At 34.3% G+C, this 16,550-nt stretch carries 14 protein-coding genes; 13 read left to right on the top strand and 1 reads right to left on the bottom strand.

Going from position 1 to position 16,550, the window contains the following annotated elements; all coding sequences use genetic code 11:
* Positions 1-367 precede the first annotated feature (367 nt).
* The 5 genes from rpmH to A5880_RS07715 all read left to right on the top strand — a co-directional run bounded on the left by rpmH (position 368) and on the right by A5880_RS07715 (position 3,256).
* Positions 368-502, top strand: coding sequence for a 50S ribosomal protein L34 (gene rpmH / locus A5880_RS07735; protein ID WP_010762140.1), 135 nt, complete (start codon positions 368-370; stop codon positions 500-502).
* A 290-nt stretch (positions 503-792) separates the two neighbouring features.
* Complete coding sequence (gene rnpA / locus A5880_RS07730; RefSeq protein WP_086330872.1) at positions 793-1,131, top strand: ribonuclease P protein component; 339 nt, start codon at positions 793-795, stop codon at positions 1,129-1,131.
* Between the two features lie 15 nt (positions 1,132-1,146).
* On the top strand, positions 1,147-1,974 hold the full coding sequence (locus A5880_RS07725) for a YidC/Oxa1 family membrane protein insertase (protein WP_086330405.1): 828 nt from the start codon (positions 1,147-1,149) through the stop codon (positions 1,972-1,974).
* 15 nt (positions 1,975-1,989) lie between these two features.
* Positions 1,990-2,769: an RNA-binding cell elongation regulator Jag/EloR gene (jag, locus tag A5880_RS07720; protein WP_086330404.1), complete on the top strand. Its 780-nt coding sequence runs from the start codon at positions 1,990-1,992 to the stop codon at positions 2,767-2,769.
* A gap of 319 nt (positions 2,770-3,088) precedes the next feature.
* Positions 3,089-3,256: a hypothetical protein gene (locus A5880_RS07715; RefSeq protein ID WP_179190404.1), complete on the top strand. Its 168-nt coding sequence runs from the start codon at positions 3,089-3,091 to the stop codon at positions 3,254-3,256.
* A 70-nt stretch (positions 3,257-3,326) separates the two neighbouring features.
* Here the strand turns inward: A5880_RS07715 and A5880_RS07710 are convergent, their stop codons facing one another.
* Positions 3,327-3,668 carry a heavy metal-binding domain-containing protein gene (locus A5880_RS07710; protein ID WP_086330403.1) on the bottom strand — a complete coding sequence of 114 codons (342 nt, stop codon included), beginning with the start codon at positions 3,666-3,668 and terminating at the stop codon, positions 3,327-3,329.
* A 307-nt stretch (positions 3,669-3,975) separates the two neighbouring features.
* Between A5880_RS07710 and mnmE the strand changes: the two genes are divergently transcribed.
* From mnmE to A5880_RS07670, 8 genes are all read left to right on the top strand, one after another.
* Positions 3,976-5,373, top strand: coding sequence for a tRNA uridine-5-carboxymethylaminomethyl(34) synthesis GTPase MnmE (gene mnmE, locus A5880_RS07705; RefSeq protein ID WP_086330402.1), 1,398 nt, complete (start codon positions 3,976-3,978; stop codon positions 5,371-5,373).
* A 13-nt stretch (positions 5,374-5,386) separates the two neighbouring features.
* Positions 5,387-7,294 (top strand): tRNA uridine-5-carboxymethylaminomethyl(34) synthesis enzyme MnmG, encoded by a 1,908-nt coding sequence (gene mnmG / locus A5880_RS07700; protein WP_086330401.1) that lies wholly within the window; start codon positions 5,387-5,389, stop codon positions 7,292-7,294.
* A 154-nt stretch (positions 7,295-7,448) separates the two neighbouring features.
* Positions 7,449-7,577 (top strand): hypothetical protein, encoded by a 129-nt coding sequence (locus A5880_RS07695; RefSeq protein WP_336577033.1) that lies wholly within the window; start codon positions 7,449-7,451, stop codon positions 7,575-7,577.
* A 190-nt stretch (positions 7,578-7,767) separates the two neighbouring features.
* Positions 7,768-8,208 (top strand): hypothetical protein, encoded by a 441-nt coding sequence (locus A5880_RS07690; protein ID WP_143353642.1) that lies wholly within the window; start codon positions 7,768-7,770, stop codon positions 8,206-8,208.
* Between the two features lie 727 nt (positions 8,209-8,935).
* On the top strand, positions 8,936-10,444 hold the full coding sequence (locus tag A5880_RS07685) for a helix-turn-helix domain-containing protein (RefSeq protein ID WP_086330399.1): 1,509 nt from the start codon (positions 8,936-8,938) through the stop codon (positions 10,442-10,444).
* A gap of 515 nt (positions 10,445-10,959) precedes the next feature.
* Positions 10,960-12,066: a tyrosine-type recombinase/integrase gene (locus tag A5880_RS07680; RefSeq protein ID WP_336577032.1), complete on the top strand. Its 1,107-nt coding sequence runs from the start codon at positions 10,960-10,962 to the stop codon at positions 12,064-12,066.
* Positions 12,067-12,465: 399 nt separating this feature from the next.
* Positions 12,466-13,209 carry a winged helix-turn-helix domain-containing protein gene (locus A5880_RS07675; protein ID WP_086330397.1) on the top strand — a complete coding sequence of 248 codons (744 nt, stop codon included), beginning with the start codon at positions 12,466-12,468 and terminating at the stop codon, positions 13,207-13,209.
* A gap of 108 nt (positions 13,210-13,317) precedes the next feature.
* On the top strand, positions 13,318-16,539 hold the full coding sequence (locus A5880_RS07670; RefSeq protein WP_086330396.1) for a hypothetical protein: 3,222 nt from the start codon (positions 13,318-13,320) through the stop codon (positions 16,537-16,539).
* Positions 16,540-16,550 lie beyond the last annotated feature (11 nt).

Below are 16,550 nucleotides of genomic sequence, written 5' to 3'. Positions count from 1 at the left end.
CAAAGAGAAAATAAATAGTGGATTTCTCATGAGGATTTCATTTATCCACAGCAACATCTGTAAAACAAAGCTTATAAATCAAGCATTTTTTTGAGTTATACACATTTTTAAAATAGGATGTGCATAACTTTTTAACAGCCTGTTTTTTTGTGTAAAAGAGGGGAGAAAAGTAAAAATAGATGATCGTTATTAAAAAAACTATCCACAAGTTATCCCAAACCATTTTCATTTTGTGGATAACTTTTTTTATTAAGAAGAAAAATTTATTCCAGAAAATTTATTGACAAATCTACCTAATACTAGGTATACTATCAAAGTATGTCTATGTATTGATGGATAGTTACAATTTCAGGAGGTGGAACAAGAGATGAAAAGAACGTATCAACCAAACAAACGTAAACGTCAAAAAGTTCACGGTTTCCGTAAACGCATGAGCACAAAAAATGGTCGCAACGTATTAGCGAGCAGACGTCGTAAAGGCAGAAAAGTTATTTCAGCATAATCTATGTTGACTTTAAATAACGAATCAAGTTTAAACTAAGAACCCTTTATTATCTTCACAATCTATGTGTGGAAATAATAAAGGGTTCTTTGATTTTTCGTCATAGAAACGTTATGACCTTATAAGAAATAAAGTGAAAAAAAACCTAAAAAATGATAATATATGAAATTAGAGTCACTATCACCAAAATCTGTGGAGATTTTCCCTGAAATTTGGAAAAAAATGACGGAAATATGCTATTATTGTAAAGTGAGCAAAAAAGAAAGATAGAAAGAAACAAAGGGATGCATATGAAGAAATCCTATAGAGTAAAAAAAGAAAAAGAATTTCAAGCAGTGTTTCAACACAAACAATCTTGTGCGAATCGCAGATTTGTTGTCTATATCCTAGAAAAACCAGAACAAAAGCACTTTAGAGTAGGGATTTCCGTGGGTAAGAAGATTGGTAATGCAGTTGTCAGAAATGCTGTGAAACGCAAGATTCGTACATCGATCTTTCAGTTAAAGGAATCCATCGCTCCAACTTGTGATTTTATTATCATCGCAAGACCAGGTGTGGAGAAATTAACATCTGAGGAAGTGCACCAAAATGTAACACACGTTTTAAAACTTGCAAAAATTTTGAAATAAGAGAGGAACAGTTTTGTGAAGAAGTATAAACGCTTATTATTAATGGCAGGTTTAGTGACACTTGTTTTTGTATTGTCTGCCTGCGGAACAGCTCCGATTAACGAGAGCAGTACAGGAATTTGGGATCGTTATATTGTTTTTTATTTTGCTGAAGCAATCAAGTTTTTATCTGTGTCAGCAAATACAGGGATTGGGATTATCCTATTTACATTAGTCATTCGGGTTATCTTGTTACCATTGATGCATTTCCAGACGAAAAGCATGCGTAAAACCCAAGAATTGCAACCCAAATTAAAAGCACTACAAAAGCAATATTCATCAAAAGACCCAGAAACACAACGTTTGTTCCGTGAAGAACAACAAAAATTATATGCTGAAAATAATGTAAATCCATATGCAGGATGTTTACCATTATTAATTCAAATGCCAATTATGATGGCGCTGTATCAATCCATTTCTCGTGTACCAGAATTGAAACAAGGAAGTTTTATGTGGTTAAACCTAGGTAAACCAGACCCGTATCTGATTTTGCCAATTCTAGCGGCTGTCTTTACATTTGCGAGCACATATCTAACAAGCATGAGTCAAATTGAGTCAAACGCTTCATTGAAAATTATGAATTTCGTAATGCCTGTTATGATTTTTGTTATGGGGATGAGTTTAGCCAGTGGATTATCTCTTTACTGGGTAGTTTCAAATGCGTTCCAAGTAGGACAAACCTTACTGCTTAACAATCCATTCAAAATTCGCAAAGAACGTGCAGAAGCAGAAAGACAAGTCAGAGAACGAGAAAAAGCATTGAAGAAAGCAATGAATCCTAAGAAAAAAAATAAGAAAAAATAAAAGGAGGTTTTCCAGATGCCGGTATATGAGGGAAACACAATAGAAGAAGCAACAACTAAGGGCTTACACGCACTGAGCTTATCAAAAGAAGATGTAGAGATCAAGGTGATCACTGATGCGAAGAAGGGTTTTTTAGGTTTTGGTAAAAAACTTGCCCAAGTGTCCATCGAACCAACAGTCAGTGAACAAATCGCAGAAGCAGTTGAAGAAACAGTCGAAGACATTATTGTGACAGATGAGGAAGTCAAAGCAGAAACCACAGTTGAAGAACTGCTAGCTGCTAAAACATCAGATTCTGATGCCTCCAAACCAAAAGTCTTGGAAAATCTTGAAGATGAAGAAGCAATCACTGAATTAGCTTTATATCTAACAACCATTTCAAAAGAATTGAATGCACCAGCCTTGGTTCGTTTAGAGCGTAAAGATGGGCTACTTGTTTTCCATTTAGACACGGATAAACAAGGAATCTTGATTGGAAAACACGGAAAAGTTTTAAATGCCTTGCAATATTTAGCACAAGTATTTGTTCATCGTGTAGCTGCGAATAAATTATCAGTCGTAGTTAATGTCGGTGATTATCGTGAAAAACGCCAAGCAATCTTGCAGCGTTTAGCAGAAAGAACAGCCGAAAAAGTCAAACAAACTGGTCGTCCTGTTTTTCTAGAACCAATGCCAGCATTTGAAAGAAAACAAATCCATTTTACCTTGAGTAAAGACGAAGGAATCCAAACCCATTCAGAGGGGGATGAACCTTACCGTTATTTGGTTGTTGAACCTGCCAAAAAACATGTGTAACTAAATAAAAAGCCTCTTTAAAAAGTAATTTTTTAAAGGGGCTATTATTATTTAGTTTAAGGAAATCGATTAAAAAAATACATTGACAAATGCTGATAAACAAAGTATATTTTAAACGAAATCATTCTTATCAACGTACAAAATACGATGATAAAGTAGTTGGAGCATTCGTGCTTCTTCCAGCCTGGTTCTTTTGGATCAGGTTTTTTTATTATCAAAAATGATGACAAATGTCATAAAAGACGGTGACAAAAGAATCTAACGCAAGATGAGGATCTCCTGCATAATAAGTGTATCAACTACTAAGGGAGAGAACAATATGAATAATCACACAAACAGAATCGAAGAATTAGAATTGGAAAACGAAAATTTACGTTTAAGATTAGCAACAATCAAAGAAGAAAATAAAGATGCTTGGACCAGTTGGGTGTGGGTGTTAGTACCTGTTGTGGGAATGTTGGTCGGTGCATTTCACACGATGATGTAGATAAAAAATAAAGAGTACGAAACAAAACTAAAAATCAGTTTTGTTTCGTACTCTTAACCTCGTTATTTAATCAACCAATATTTGTTTGAGTAAATTGAACCACAGTTCCATAAGCAAAAATTTCCACGACCCATTGGCCTTGATATTCCACGTATTTCTCTTCAAAATGGCAATTAATCACCGCATCTGCTTCATATTCAAAGGCAATTTCTTTTAACTGACGATAAACCCCGCTAAAGACCTCATTTGGATTTACCTCCGATGAAAATAAATCAGTTTCGATACGATCAGTCGCAAATACAATATCTCGAAGAATATATTTTTTATTGACATTTCCTGTAGACAAAGTGATACTACTTAAGCGATTTTCTAATTCTTGTTCAGTCAATTGCTCTTTTTTAGCTCGTCTCATCATAGAAACCTCCTCACTTACTTACATATAGTTTAATGATAGTTTAAAATAAAAGCAACGCTAACGAATGGTTTTGGGAAATAAACAATGTTGCGAAAAAAATAAAAATATGCTATTATTTGTCAAGAAATTAATAGGAATTGATGCAGTGAAAGTGCTAGATCCAACCTGAAAAAATAGGGGTGGAGTGGGCGCTTTTTTTGTAGTCAAAAATAGATGTATACATAGTTAAAAAAAATAGTAGTTCTTTAACGTAGTAATTATTACGCAAAAAACTGCTCAAGCCATTAACGAAAGGAAGTCAATTATGCAACAAATAACGTTAGAATTCGATACGATTGCCGCAATTTCAACCCCACCTGGCGAAGGAGCAATCAGCATTGTCCGTTTAAGTGGTGATGAGGCCATCACTATCGCAAATAAAGTTTATCGCTCTGGCAGTAAACAGTTGCTGGATGTACCTACGCATACCATTCATTACGGGCACATTTTTGATCCAAAAGAGGATACACTGGTAGATGAAGTAATGGTTTCTGTCATGCGCGCACCAAAAACATTTACTCGTGAAGATGTTGTTGAGATCAACTGTCATGGTGGAATCGTAGTGGTGAATCAATTACTGCAATTGCTCCTAAGAGAAGGCGCTCGATTGGCTGAACCTGGTGAATTTACGAAAAGAGCCTTTTTAAATGGGAGAATGGATCTATCACAAGCGGAAGCTGTAATGGATTTGATTCGAGCAAAAACAGACAAAGCTATGCATGTGGCTTTAGATCAATTAGATGGGAACTTATCTTCGTTGATCCGCTCGCTAAGACAAGAAATTTTAGAAACATTAGCTCAGGTTGAGGTAAATATCGATTATCCTGAATATGATGACGTAGAAGAATTGACAACAAAATTATTGCTTGAAAAAGCTGGATTTGTTAAAGCACAAATCGAAGGTTTATTAACGACAGCGAAACAAGGGAAAATCTTACGTGAAGGCTTAAGTACAGCTATTATCGGTCGTCCAAACGTTGGAAAATCAAGCTTGTTGAATCATTTATTACGAGAAGAAAAAGCGATTGTAACAGATATTGCAGGAACGACTCGTGATGTAATTGAAGAATATGTCAATGTCCGTGGTGTACCGTTAAAATTGATTGATACAGCTGGTATTAGAGAAACAGAAGATATCGTAGAACGAATCGGTGTGGAACGCAGCCGTAAAGCGTTAGCTGAATCAGATTTGATTTTGTTGGTTCTTAATCAAAATGATGAACTAACAGAAGAAGATCGCCAATTGTTAGCTGCAACAGAGGGCTTAAAACGTGTGATTCTATTAAACAAAATGGACTTGCCTTCCAAACTAGATCGAGAAGAATTAAAACAGCTAGTGAAAGACGAAGAAATTTTGCCAGTATCTGTTCTGTCCAATACAGGAATGGAACAATTGGAACTGAAAATCGCTGATTTATTTTTCGGCGGTCAAACTGGGGAAAAAGATGCTACATATGTATCCAATACCCGCCATATCGCCTTACTAGATCAGGCGGCCATCGCATTAGACGAAGTTATCCGCGGAATTGAAGCGGGAATGCCAGTCGATCTCGTACAAATGGATATGACCCGCTGCTGGGACTTTTTAGGTGAAATCGTCGGTGACAGTGTCCAAGATGAACTGATCACCCAATTATTCAGTCAATTTTGTTTAGGAAAATAGAGAGGAAGAGTCGATGAATCAATTTAAAGCAGAATCTTATGACGTAATCGTAGTCGGAGCAGGTCACGCAGGCTCAGAAGCCGCCTTAGCATCCGCTCGCATAGGCAGTAAAACCTTACTTTTAACGATCAATTTAGATATGGTGGCATTTATGCCATGCAACCCATCTGTGGGAGGCCCAGCCAAAGGCGTCGTCGTTCGAGAAATCGATGCATTAGGTGGAGAAATGGGGCATAATATAGACAAAACATACATCCAAATGCGGATGCTAAACACAGGAAAAGGTCCAGCGGTTCGCGCCTTGCGCGCCCAAGCGGACAAACATGCTTACGCCACTGAAATGAAACACACGATTGAACGTACTGACAACTTATCTTTACGTCAAGGTATCGTAGAACGCTTGATTGTAGAAGATGGTATCTGCAAAGGGGTCATTACAACAACAGGCGCACAATACCAAAGTAAAGCGGTAATCATTACAGCAGGAACAGCTCTTCGTGGAGAAATCATTATTGGAGAACTAAAATATTCTTCAGGTCCTAATAATTCATTACCATCCATTGGTTTAGCAGATCATCTAAAAGAATTAGGACTTGAAATGGATCGGTTTAAAACAGGGACGCCGCCGCGTGTAAAATCCAGTACAATCGATTATTCTGTGACAGAAGAACAACCAGGGGATGAACAACCAAATCATTTTAGTTTCAGCACGCCAGATGATGCGTACAATTTAGAGCAACGTTCTTGTTGGTTGACTTACACGAATGAAGGAACCCACGAAATTATTCAAGAGAATTTACATCGTGCACCGATGTTTACTGGAATTGTTGAAGGTGTTGGGGCACGTTACTGTCCTTCGATCGAAGATAAAATCGTTCGTTTCTCTGACAAACCTCGCCATCAATTATTTTTAGAGCCAGAAGGATTGAATACAGAAGAAGTTTATGTTCAAGGACTTTCAACGTCATTACCGGAAGATGTCCAAACAGATATTTTACACTCGATTGCTGGTTTGGAAAAAGCCGAAATGATGCGAACAGGTTATGCGATTGAATATGATGTAGTTGTTCCTCATCAATTACGTCCAACTCTAGAAACAAAAGTCATCGACGGTTTATTTACAGCAGGACAAACCAATGGCACAAGCGGGTATGAAGAAGCTGCAGGACAAGGGCTGATTGCCGGAATCAACGCAGCGTTAAAAGTGCAAGGCAAAGAGCCTTTTGTAATGAAACGTAGTGATGGATATATTGGTGTCATGATCGATGACCTTGTAACGAAGGGAACCAATGAACCCTATCGGTTACTCACATCCAGAGCAGAATATCGCTTGATTTTACGTCATGATAATGCCGATTTACGTTTAACAGAAAAAGGACACGAAATCGGTTTAGTCAAAGAAGACCAATATACAGCGTATCTTGAAAAGAAAAAAGCAGTCGAAGCAGAAATTGCTCGTTTAAGTTCAGTTAGAGTGAAGCCTACAGCAGACGTACAAGCATTTTTAGAAGCGAAAGGTTCTGTTCTATTGAAAGATGGGGTATTAGCCAGCGACTTCTTAAAACGCCCAGAAATGACCTATCATGAAGTGATTCAATTTATTCCAGCATCTGAAGTAGAATTAAATGATAAAGTCATTGAACAAGTAGAAATCCAATTGAAATACGAAGGCTATATCAAAAAAGCCTTAGAAAAAGTGGATAAACTAAAACGAATGGAAGCCAAACGCATCCCAGAAAATATCGATTATGAAGCGATTAATGGACTAGCGACAGAGGCAAAACAAAAACTACAAAAAATCCAACCAGAAACAATCGCTCAAGCAAGTCGAATTAGTGGGGTTAATCCAGCAGATATTTCGATTTTGATGGTTTATATTGAACAAGGGAAGATAGCGAAAACTACTTCTAAAAGTGAGTAATAGCAAGTCTTTAAATCGTTCAATATAAGGTTTCTATAGAGATATTGGAAAATGTGAATGTTAGGAACTGATTGAATCCATCACCTATCCTTAATCTATATTGCGCTAGTATTATTAAAGTGACAATAATCAATTCCTGAAGCGTTATGGATATATGATATATAAGAGCAAATATATCGTTGTTCAAGTATCAGGCGTAACAGGATATGCAGCAAGAGTGTATATGAGAACTGATTTTCAAACAATTAAAAATCCATACTTTGTTATCTATGGAATCAAATAGAGACAAGAAGTCTTTCTGTAATGGAAAGGCTTTTTTTATGTATTTACTCTATAGAAAAATATTTATCCTATATCTATATGGTTGGTTCGTTTGAAAATCATTTAATTATACTTATTTTATAATATTATTTATTTATGATATAATCTAAATGTAATTTTTTTATTTATAATTGTAAAAGGAGTTGTGTTTTGTGATGGTTGAAAAAGTTAAGAATTTAACAAGTAATGGGGAATGGATAAAAATCGTTTTTATTTCTATTGTAGTTCTGGCTTTGCTAATTTTATTGGTTTTAGGAATTGAAAAATTGTTATTATTTATACTATCAAAAATTGATGATAACAAAAATTACGATGAAGATAGATTACTAAAGCAAGTATTAAAATTAAAAGGAAAGAAAAAAAAACAGAAACATTATTGGCAAAGAGACAAAAATACAGGAGAGCTGTATTATTGCACTGACCATTGGTGTTGGCAATACAATAAAGTAAATGTATTATCCGGAATGTTCAAAAGGGACAAGAAAATTGATTATACAGATAACATAGTTGTTAGAGTTGCTGAAACAGATAAGTTAAACAAAAAAAATAAGATTCGTAGATATAGAAAAGAGTTTCGTGTCTACTTTAGATGAAAATTACTATAAATGTTTCTAGCTAATCCTTTTGTTAAAAACTTATGTATCAATAGTTACGAGTGTTCAATATAAATAAAACTAGATTTAAAAAGCCTTGTATTTAGAAGAGCTATAGACTATTTCATATTTCACCATAATATTCGGACAATTATCAATAAAGATATTGTTATTCTTGATATATAGAATGATTAAAGTTGTAAAAATGATTGATGAAAAATATGAAAAATCAACAACGGGATATGGAATTATTGTTAATATTTATCACCAGTAGAAAGGGAATAGGGTTAAGTGATACAAACCAAAAAGAAATTTATTAGTGATAACAAAGTTATCATAATAAATGAGTTATCCCATAAAATAGAAGATATAATGATATATCGAAGTGTCACAGTATTTGAATGCAATATGAAAATTTAACAGCTGGAGTAAAACGAAGTTTAATATTACTGATGATGATAGATTTTTCAAGTAAATAATGTTGATTGATAGCTTTTCCTCTTGGAAAGGCTATTATTTTTTTACCCGGAGCACTTTTCTTTTAAAATGCTTATATAGTGGATAATAATGTGGTTTTAGCTACTTTGTTTCATGTGAAACATTTTTATTTAATCATTTATACAAAGACAGGCAACCAAATTATCATAATACTTGCATCTTCATAGACAGCAATGGCGGGCTGGATATATAATGAAGACACGATAGAGGAACTTGGAGGGAGTTTGGCATGAAGGAATTTATTACCGAACAGGATAATAATAAAATCCAAGTATTAGATTTTTTGATCAATGAAAATAAAAGTGTAAATATGGCAGAAATTTGTTCTGCCACACAGTTGTCTTATAAAACGGTGCGCAGCGTGATTGATTCTTTTGAGGAGAATACACATATTGATAAAAAAAACTTAGAGATCTACTATAACAAGGTTGGAAAAGTTGAATCTGTTAAGCTAAGTAATAGCTCTCATGTAGATGTTTCATTTTTTTATTTAGAGAAGTCGATTTTATTTATTATGATCAAAGAGTTGTTTTTAAAAGGGCGAATTGATAATAAATACATTTGCGAAACGTACTATATAAGTATGACTACTTGTGCCAGGTATAAAAAAAAGCTTAGGAGCTTATTAGAAAGTTTTGGACTTGAGATGACGAGTAGTGGTGAGTTAACAAGTGAGGAATACCGTATTCGGAATTTTTTCATCCATGTGTTTTCTAATGCAAGTTCTAACTGGATTTTTTCCCAAGAAGCGTATCATTTTTTGGAACATTCATTAGAGTCTCAATTTCCAACCCTTGTTCATATGGATTCGGCTCAAAAAGAATTGATGAGATTACTATTATACATAACAATAAAAAGAAATAGTCAAGGAAATATTCTTGCAAAAGAAAGTGAATTAGATATATATACCCAAGGAAAATTATCGAAAATATATGAGAATGTTTCTACTTATGTAAATAAACATTTTCCTTATTTTGAAAATAAAGAATCTGAAATTCTATATCTATTTGTTTCGATGTTCAGGATTCAAATCATTAGAGCGAATAGTAAAAATGAGGAAAATGAATTAAAAGTAGTGATTAAGGATAGACCCGACTTTGATGAGATCTGTGATTCTTTAACAGAGTCAATCATCACTACTTTTTTTCAAAAAGATAAAGAGTATTTTAGTTTTATCCGTTCCAATGTGACCTTGTTTTTGGTATATGCAACAGCTAGTTTTTACGATACCAGAAGATTTTTTTACGTTTATGAAGAAGAGATTTTTGTGAAGCGAAATACTTATGAGGAACAAATGTATCAAAAAGTATTCGAAATAGTTGAACGATGGGAAAATGAACATAAAGGATTTTCCACTGTTTTAGAGATTCAAGGTGAACAAAATCAAACCTCTTTCAAGCGGCAAGTTTATTTGTTAGTTTATAGTCTTTTGTGTAGGATCAAACCTGTGCAGCATAAGGAAAAGGTCAAAATATATGTGCAAAATTCTAAAGTATATATAGCAGATATTATCCGAAGAAAAATTGAAAAGCTCTTTTCTGACAAGATCACTATTTTAGACACATACAGCTCAGATGTTGATATTTTTGTAACAGACAAGGAATACAAAACAATGAACGAATCCGGCAATAAAGTATTCGTTCAAACATTTTCTGATTCCTATGCTATTCACCGACTGATAGAAGCAGTAGATAATGAGATATTGAAAAAGTTAGACTCGGAGCCCTTTGATGACTAGGTATGGGGGATGGAGGGAATAAAGAATCTCTTTTATAACCTTGATTACACTACTTATCTGAACAAGGCAGCAATTTATTTCCGAAGGGATTAACTCGTACGTAAGGTGTAAAACAAAAGTGTTCTTTACTTTTGTTTTACACTTTTTTTGTCATTGAGGGAGAATACATTGGAAAAAAATGGATAATTTTTATTTAAAAAAATGATATAAATAATAAAGAAAACAAAAAAACATTTCTTGTTCTTCACTAAAACAAGAAATGTTTTTATTTTATTTTTTTACAATGTAAAGAATAGTTTGACTCGTTACCATTCTATTATTATTTTATCAGGAAATCAATACTATTTTTTAATTTCATTGTAAAAATATTTAAAAATTGTAGAAAGTTTTTATTGTTTTTGCTTTAAATATTTTTGTTTTTCGGAAAAATTATACACTAGTCAAATTTATTCAAGAATCGATCGGTTTTTGTAGCCGTCAATTCCGCCGTCAAAATATGAAAGGATTGAACATAAATGGCAAGAGGAGAAAATATTTATAAACGTAAAGATGGTCGCTGGGAAGGTAGATATCCTAAGGCAAGAAAAATGGATGGTTCTATTCACTATGGCTACATCTACGGACGTAATTATCGGACCGTACGCAATCAATTGATAGAGAAAAAAGCAATATACTCTATTCAAAATGAAAAAGGAAATCATGTATTTCATGGTACTGTAGGTGATTGGGTCAATATTTGGCTAAATCAACAAATGGTAGAACAGCTAAAAGAAAGTACGTATGCTAGCTATCAAAGTAAATTAACAATTCATGTTTTACCTGTAATTGGAAGGATCCCGCTAAATAGCTTGCATACAGGACACTTAGATCAATTAGTAACCCAACTTAATGAAAAATTAGCTCCTAATTCCGTACATATCGTCTTTCGTATTATTAAAAGCTGTTTAAAAGTAGCGCAAGAAAGAGGCCATATCTTTTTGAATCCAGCAGAACATACAAGACTGCCAAAAATTGAGAAAAAGCAACTCCCTGCGTTAACACGTGGACAGCAAGCACAAGTGATAAAAGAAAGTAAGAAAAATACCAAAGGGCTTCCAATCCTTTTAGCACTAGAAACAGGTATGCGGATTGGTGAAATTTGTGCTTTAAAATGGTCAGACATAGATTTTGAACAACAAATTATTAACGTTCGTCGAACAAAACAAAGAATTACCTCTCGATCATTTGGAAAAGAAAAAACAAAATTAATTGAAACAACACCAAAAACAAGAAAAGCAATACGAACGATTCCAATCACTGAAACCTTGATGGAGCAATTGTTAAAAGCAAAAGATCAAGCATCTTCTGCAGCTGTTGTTGAAATAAATGGTCACGCAGTTGAGCCACGGACGATTAGCTACCGTTTTGAAAAATTGAAAAAGAAACTTGGACTTTCAGATATTGTGTTCCACTCATTGAGACATACCTTTGCGACTCGTTGTGTTGAAATCGGTATAAATATTGCAACTGTAAGTGCATTATTAGGGCATGCCTCTATCAAAATGACATTGGATACGTATACGAGCTCATTTATTGATGATCAACGAAACGCTATGCGTCAATTTGAAGGTATTATATTATAAAAAATTAAATTTTTTTAATTTTCACCTCTTTCTCATCTCCCTTTTTTTCATTTTAAAATAACTTGAGTAATTTAATTTACTCTCTTTTTTTATGCGTTTTGGCTGTTCATTTGGTAGGTATAAAAACAAGTACTTGTTTAATAACCGTCAATATAGCCGTCAAGCTTTTTTACAAATGCATATAAAAAGAGGATAAAGAACAGAAATTCTCGTTTTAGTGAAAAACGAGAATTTCTGTTCTTTATCTATTTATAGTATATCTTTTAAAGAAAAATATAGCAATTAGCGAATACATGTAAAATAGATCGACAACATTAACTAATCTACGAAATAGTTTCCTTAAATATATGAAGAAACTAAATTTTTCGCTCAGAGTTTAAACCAGGGAGGACTTTAACAATGAAACAAGTTGTATTAATTGCATTAAACAAAGAGTTTGCACAACCATTTAAAGAGGAAGTTGAACGCTTAAACGGTCAAGCAGAGGTACTATTACCAAGCGAACTTGATTATATAAAAGAACGAAATCTATCCCCTGATATTCTATGTATTTTAGAAAGTGAGACATGTTCAGCTGGGGAAGTTGGACAATTGCTTTTACAAGCAAAACAATATAAACCATCGTATCTATGGGTCTTTTCTTTATCAGATCAGCTCCCTTACCGATTAGTTTACGCTGGATTAGGCGCTGATGGCACGATATGTATGAACGAACTAGCGGCAATTCAAGAGTTGTTTCGATTCACTTTTTGCCAAATAGAGAAAGTAGAAAATTTGAAAAACAATCTTTTAGAAACAGCTGTGAATGAAAAGCAAGAATACCAAAATAGAAGGAAAACAAAGAAAACAGAGTATCAATTGAAAGAAAATAATTTGAGTATCTGCATTGATGAAACAGAAATATTTTTGACTCGACTTGAGTTTCGTTTGATGAGTATTTTAAAAAGAAATTGTGGAAAAACCGTTACATATCAAGAATTGGGAAACTTTATTTGGAATGAAGACCAAGCTGATTGGCAAACAAGTAGATACCGAACAGCCAATATTATTTATAAAATACGCTATAAAATTGAACAACGGAATCAAAGTTCAGACTTTATCCAAACTGTACGTTCAATGGGGTATCGTTTAGGCAATGAATGAGAATCTCTAAATTTGGGATGGGTGGATGGGGAAAAAAAGTGAAAGGGGTTGTTGATGTAACTATTTTTGAACGCCAAAAAGAGGATTTTTTAAGGAAGGAGGTAAATGATGAGTAAGTTCATCTATCTTAAGAGCGCAAGTAAAATAGCTATTTGTTTCGGTGTAGTGTTAGGATTTGCTGGTGTTATTTGGCTAACTAATCATTTCAATACAGCAATTAAAGCACATCCAGTTGAAGAAAGCGTGATTAATACTGGTTCAGATTTGTCTGTGACGGTTCCTAAAGATTCCCCACCGATTTACGAACCAGAGTTAAAACCTAAATATCCAGATTATTTTCAAGGTGATACTAGTTTGATCAATTTGACGAAAGAAGAGCTTTATGGGAGTAGTTCACCAATCAATGATACTGTATCGGCTGCAGTTAAAACGCCAAACGGCAATGTATTAGAGATCTGGTCCCATTCTACTTATGGCTTAGAAACATCAGATTGGATGACGGTCGCTGAGATTGTTTTGCTCTCAAAAGACAACAAAATACTCAAAAGATTGTGGATTGATGGGAAAACACCTGATTTAGACTCAACGAAAAATAATCTGGAAATCCAAAAATCAGAGAGTAGTTTTGAATTAATTGGCGATAACAAAGATGGAACCTTTAGTATTGTGTATTCGGGATATGTTGAGAATGAAAAAGGGCCAGCCATTTTGACCATTGATAGTGATTTGAACGTTATTAGTCGCAAAATAATATCAAGTGATACGTTTCCTTTAGAAGGACAAACGTATAACCGATCAAGTATAGACTTTGAGGATACAATCTATAAAACATCGTACATCTCTTGGCGATCCAGTGAAAAGAACAATTATAATGTGTTTACTGTGTCAAAAAATGCTGTGTATTCAAAATTAGATAAATTAGAAGCCACGGATGCAAATGATTTGTATTCAAAAAAGTTAGGATTTCCTAAACCTTCTTCAGCTTATGATGGTTTAGCTCAGTTGACAAAGACTAGAAATGGCGATTTTGTCGGAGTGACAACATTAGGAAAAACAGATCGAACATTAGATATACCACAATATAGTTTTTTAAATGTCTGGGATTCTACGGGAAAACTGAAATATGTGTATGAACCAGATGAAGGAGATAAATCGATCAATATCAAAAAAGAGATTTCAGATGTTGATACTATCTATTTTTTTGAATCAAGTTCAACTAAAAATCCATTGTATTTGAAATGTTTAGATACAGCTACAGGACAAATACGATTGGTAAAAGAATTTCCAAAGGGGACCAGTCCAAGCTCGTTTCACTTTTCCAAAAATGATCAGACAGGAAAAATTGTATTTTTCGGGTACATATCCTCCTTTACAGGTGACTTCGTAGGGTATGGCACTGAGCCAAGTGTTGTATCAGGATTCATGGATAAAAACTTTAAAATTGAAAGTATGTCCACTATAAGTACAGATGGGGAACGAGTGTTACCTAATGTGGTTGTTTCCATGGAAGGTGATAATGTCCATCTTGCTGGAACATTACAAGGAACGAAATTTGTTCATTCCTATCCAAGTGGTGGACCAACGACCAAAAGAGTAGATACAAAAAATAATATTTTTTATGGAAATATCAAACAAGTAGCGGATTTTCCACCAGTTATTCGAGCACCCAAAGAGCTTTTGATCAACCAAAATAACCCGGTTTATCAAATTCCAGAAAATGTGGAAAGAAAACTACTCACAGGTTCTCCAACTGGGAAATTTGACCACAGTAATGCAGTGAAGGTTTATGATTTCTACGATTTTAATAAAAGTATGGATTTAAAAAAACAAGAGTGGCTCAATGCCAGAATAAATCGAAACCCCCATGATATTACCCAACCGATTGACTGGAAAGCACTTGGTTTTGATATAAAAAAAGTAGGACCACAGCATGTTACTTATTTTGTAACGGATTCACAAAAACAGTTTTCAGTGACATCAAGTGTTGTTAGTGTTCTATCAAGTAACTCTGTGTACAATGACAAAGCGGTTATGGATGCACAAAACTTTGCGATTAGTTTTGAACAAGCTCAAAATTTAACTGAAAGTATGTTGCGCAGAACCAATGATTTTGCGAAGTTGTATGCTTGGAATATGCTCACAGGTTCAAGAATTTCTGGTGGTGTATTAAATGTGGAAATTGATCAAAATGATCTAAAAAAAATCAATAGTGCGACTTCAACAAATCCTGCAGAAACGCAGATATATGATTTAACGTTTCGACTAAAATTTGGTGCTGTGAGCGGCGTAATGAAAGAAATAACGGTAAAGGTATTTGTTGGTGGAGAGATTGCTGGTGATTATGTTTTTAGCTCTAATAATTTTCCAATATTTTGGGATACGTCTAAAACTATTTCAGGTGATCAACTTTTAAGCCCTCAATATGGAAATGTTAAAGTATATCAAATCTCTAAAGGAAGTTTAATTGATGAGACCCAAGATAAAATAAAAATAAAAGATGAGTCCCTTCAAGCATTCCAAAAAGCAGAACCAACTTCAGGTACTTTAAAACAACCGCTAACCCTTCAAGTTGTTGGAAAAGATAATACTGTATTAACTGAAACGAAACGTCTGGATCAAAGAGTCGGAACGATAGACTATCGTTATGAAGATGTCACCGTTTCTTTTATAGATGAAGAAGGCATGAAACTTTATGATGAGAATAATCAAGATTTGACCAAGAACGTAGTTAACTTACCTAAAAAAATCGTAGGAAAGCCATTGATTTTTGAGCAAGAGCCTACTTTAGTGACGGAAGTAGAAAAAGCAACCAAAAGCCAAGGATATGTGTTTAAAAATTATCTTTTAGAGGATAAAACAACCGTCTATCCTACTGGAACGGAGATTCCTTATAAAGGCGGAAATGGCTTACAATTGTATGCTTCATTTAAGGGTGTATTGCGTTTTATTTCTGTGCCCAAACAAATGCAATTTCAAGATAGCCGTGTTTTAGCGAAAGATCAAGTTGTTTTACCTGCGGATAATAATCAAGACATCGTGATTGGTGACAACCGAATTACTGGAGAAAAAAAGGATAAGGGCTGGCAATTGTATGCGCGTTTATCGAGTGATTTTACGTCGGTCACGAAAGATAAGCTAAAAAATGTCTTGTATTATGACAAGGATTTACTTGGCTTTGAAAATAGTCGAATCCAAACGAATCGAATGCAGACAAAATCTAGAGTCAACTTAACCAAAACGGGTCACTTCCGACTACAGGTACCTATCGGAATGGCAAAAAAACAGTCTTATTCTGCCACAATTACCTGGGAATTGGCGACAGGACCATAGAAAGGAGTAGC

The organism is Enterococcus sp. 4G2_DIV0659 (assembly GCF_002140715.2).
Lineage (GTDB): Bacteria > Bacillota > Bacilli > Lactobacillales > Enterococcaceae > Enterococcus_L > Enterococcus_L mansonii.
The sequence above is the reverse complement of the archived record's forward strand: the minus strand, read 5'-3'. Positions and strand labels throughout refer to the sequence as shown.

Excerpts from the sequence above, each read along its gene's own strand:
- rpmH (WP_010762140.1), top strand. The coding sequence starts at position 368 with ATGAAAAGAACGTATCAACCAAACAAACGTAAACGTCAAAAAGTTCAC.
- rnpA (WP_086330872.1), top strand. The coding sequence starts at position 793 with ATGAAGAAATCCTATAGAGTAAAAAAAGAAAAAGAATTTCAAGCAGTG.
- jag (WP_086330404.1), top strand. The coding sequence starts at position 1,990 with ATGCCGGTATATGAGGGAAACACAATAGAAGAAGCAACAACTAAGGGC.
- A5880_RS07715 (WP_179190404.1), top strand. The coding sequence starts at position 3,089 with ATGAATAATCACACAAACAGAATCGAAGAATTAGAATTGGAAAACGAA.
- A5880_RS07710 (WP_086330403.1), bottom strand. The coding sequence starts at position 3,668 with ATGAGACGAGCTAAAAAAGAGCAATTGACTGAACAAGAATTAGAAAAT.
- mnmE (WP_086330402.1), top strand. The coding sequence starts at position 3,976 with ATGCAACAAATAACGTTAGAATTCGATACGATTGCCGCAATTTCAACC.
- mnmG (WP_086330401.1), top strand. The coding sequence starts at position 5,387 with ATGAATCAATTTAAAGCAGAATCTTATGACGTAATCGTAGTCGGAGCA.
- A5880_RS07695 (WP_336577033.1), top strand. The coding sequence starts at position 7,449 with ATGATATATAAGAGCAAATATATCGTTGTTCAAGTATCAGGCGTAACA.
- A5880_RS07685 (WP_086330399.1), top strand. The coding sequence starts at position 8,936 with ATGAAGGAATTTATTACCGAACAGGATAATAATAAAATCCAAGTATTA.
- A5880_RS07680 (WP_336577032.1), top strand. The coding sequence starts at position 10,960 with ATGGCAAGAGGAGAAAATATTTATAAACGTAAAGATGGTCGCTGGGAA.
- A5880_RS07675 (WP_086330397.1), top strand. The coding sequence starts at position 12,466 with ATGAAACAAGTTGTATTAATTGCATTAAACAAAGAGTTTGCACAACCA.
- A5880_RS07670 (WP_086330396.1), top strand. The coding sequence starts at position 13,318 with ATGAGTAAGTTCATCTATCTTAAGAGCGCAAGTAAAATAGCTATTTGT.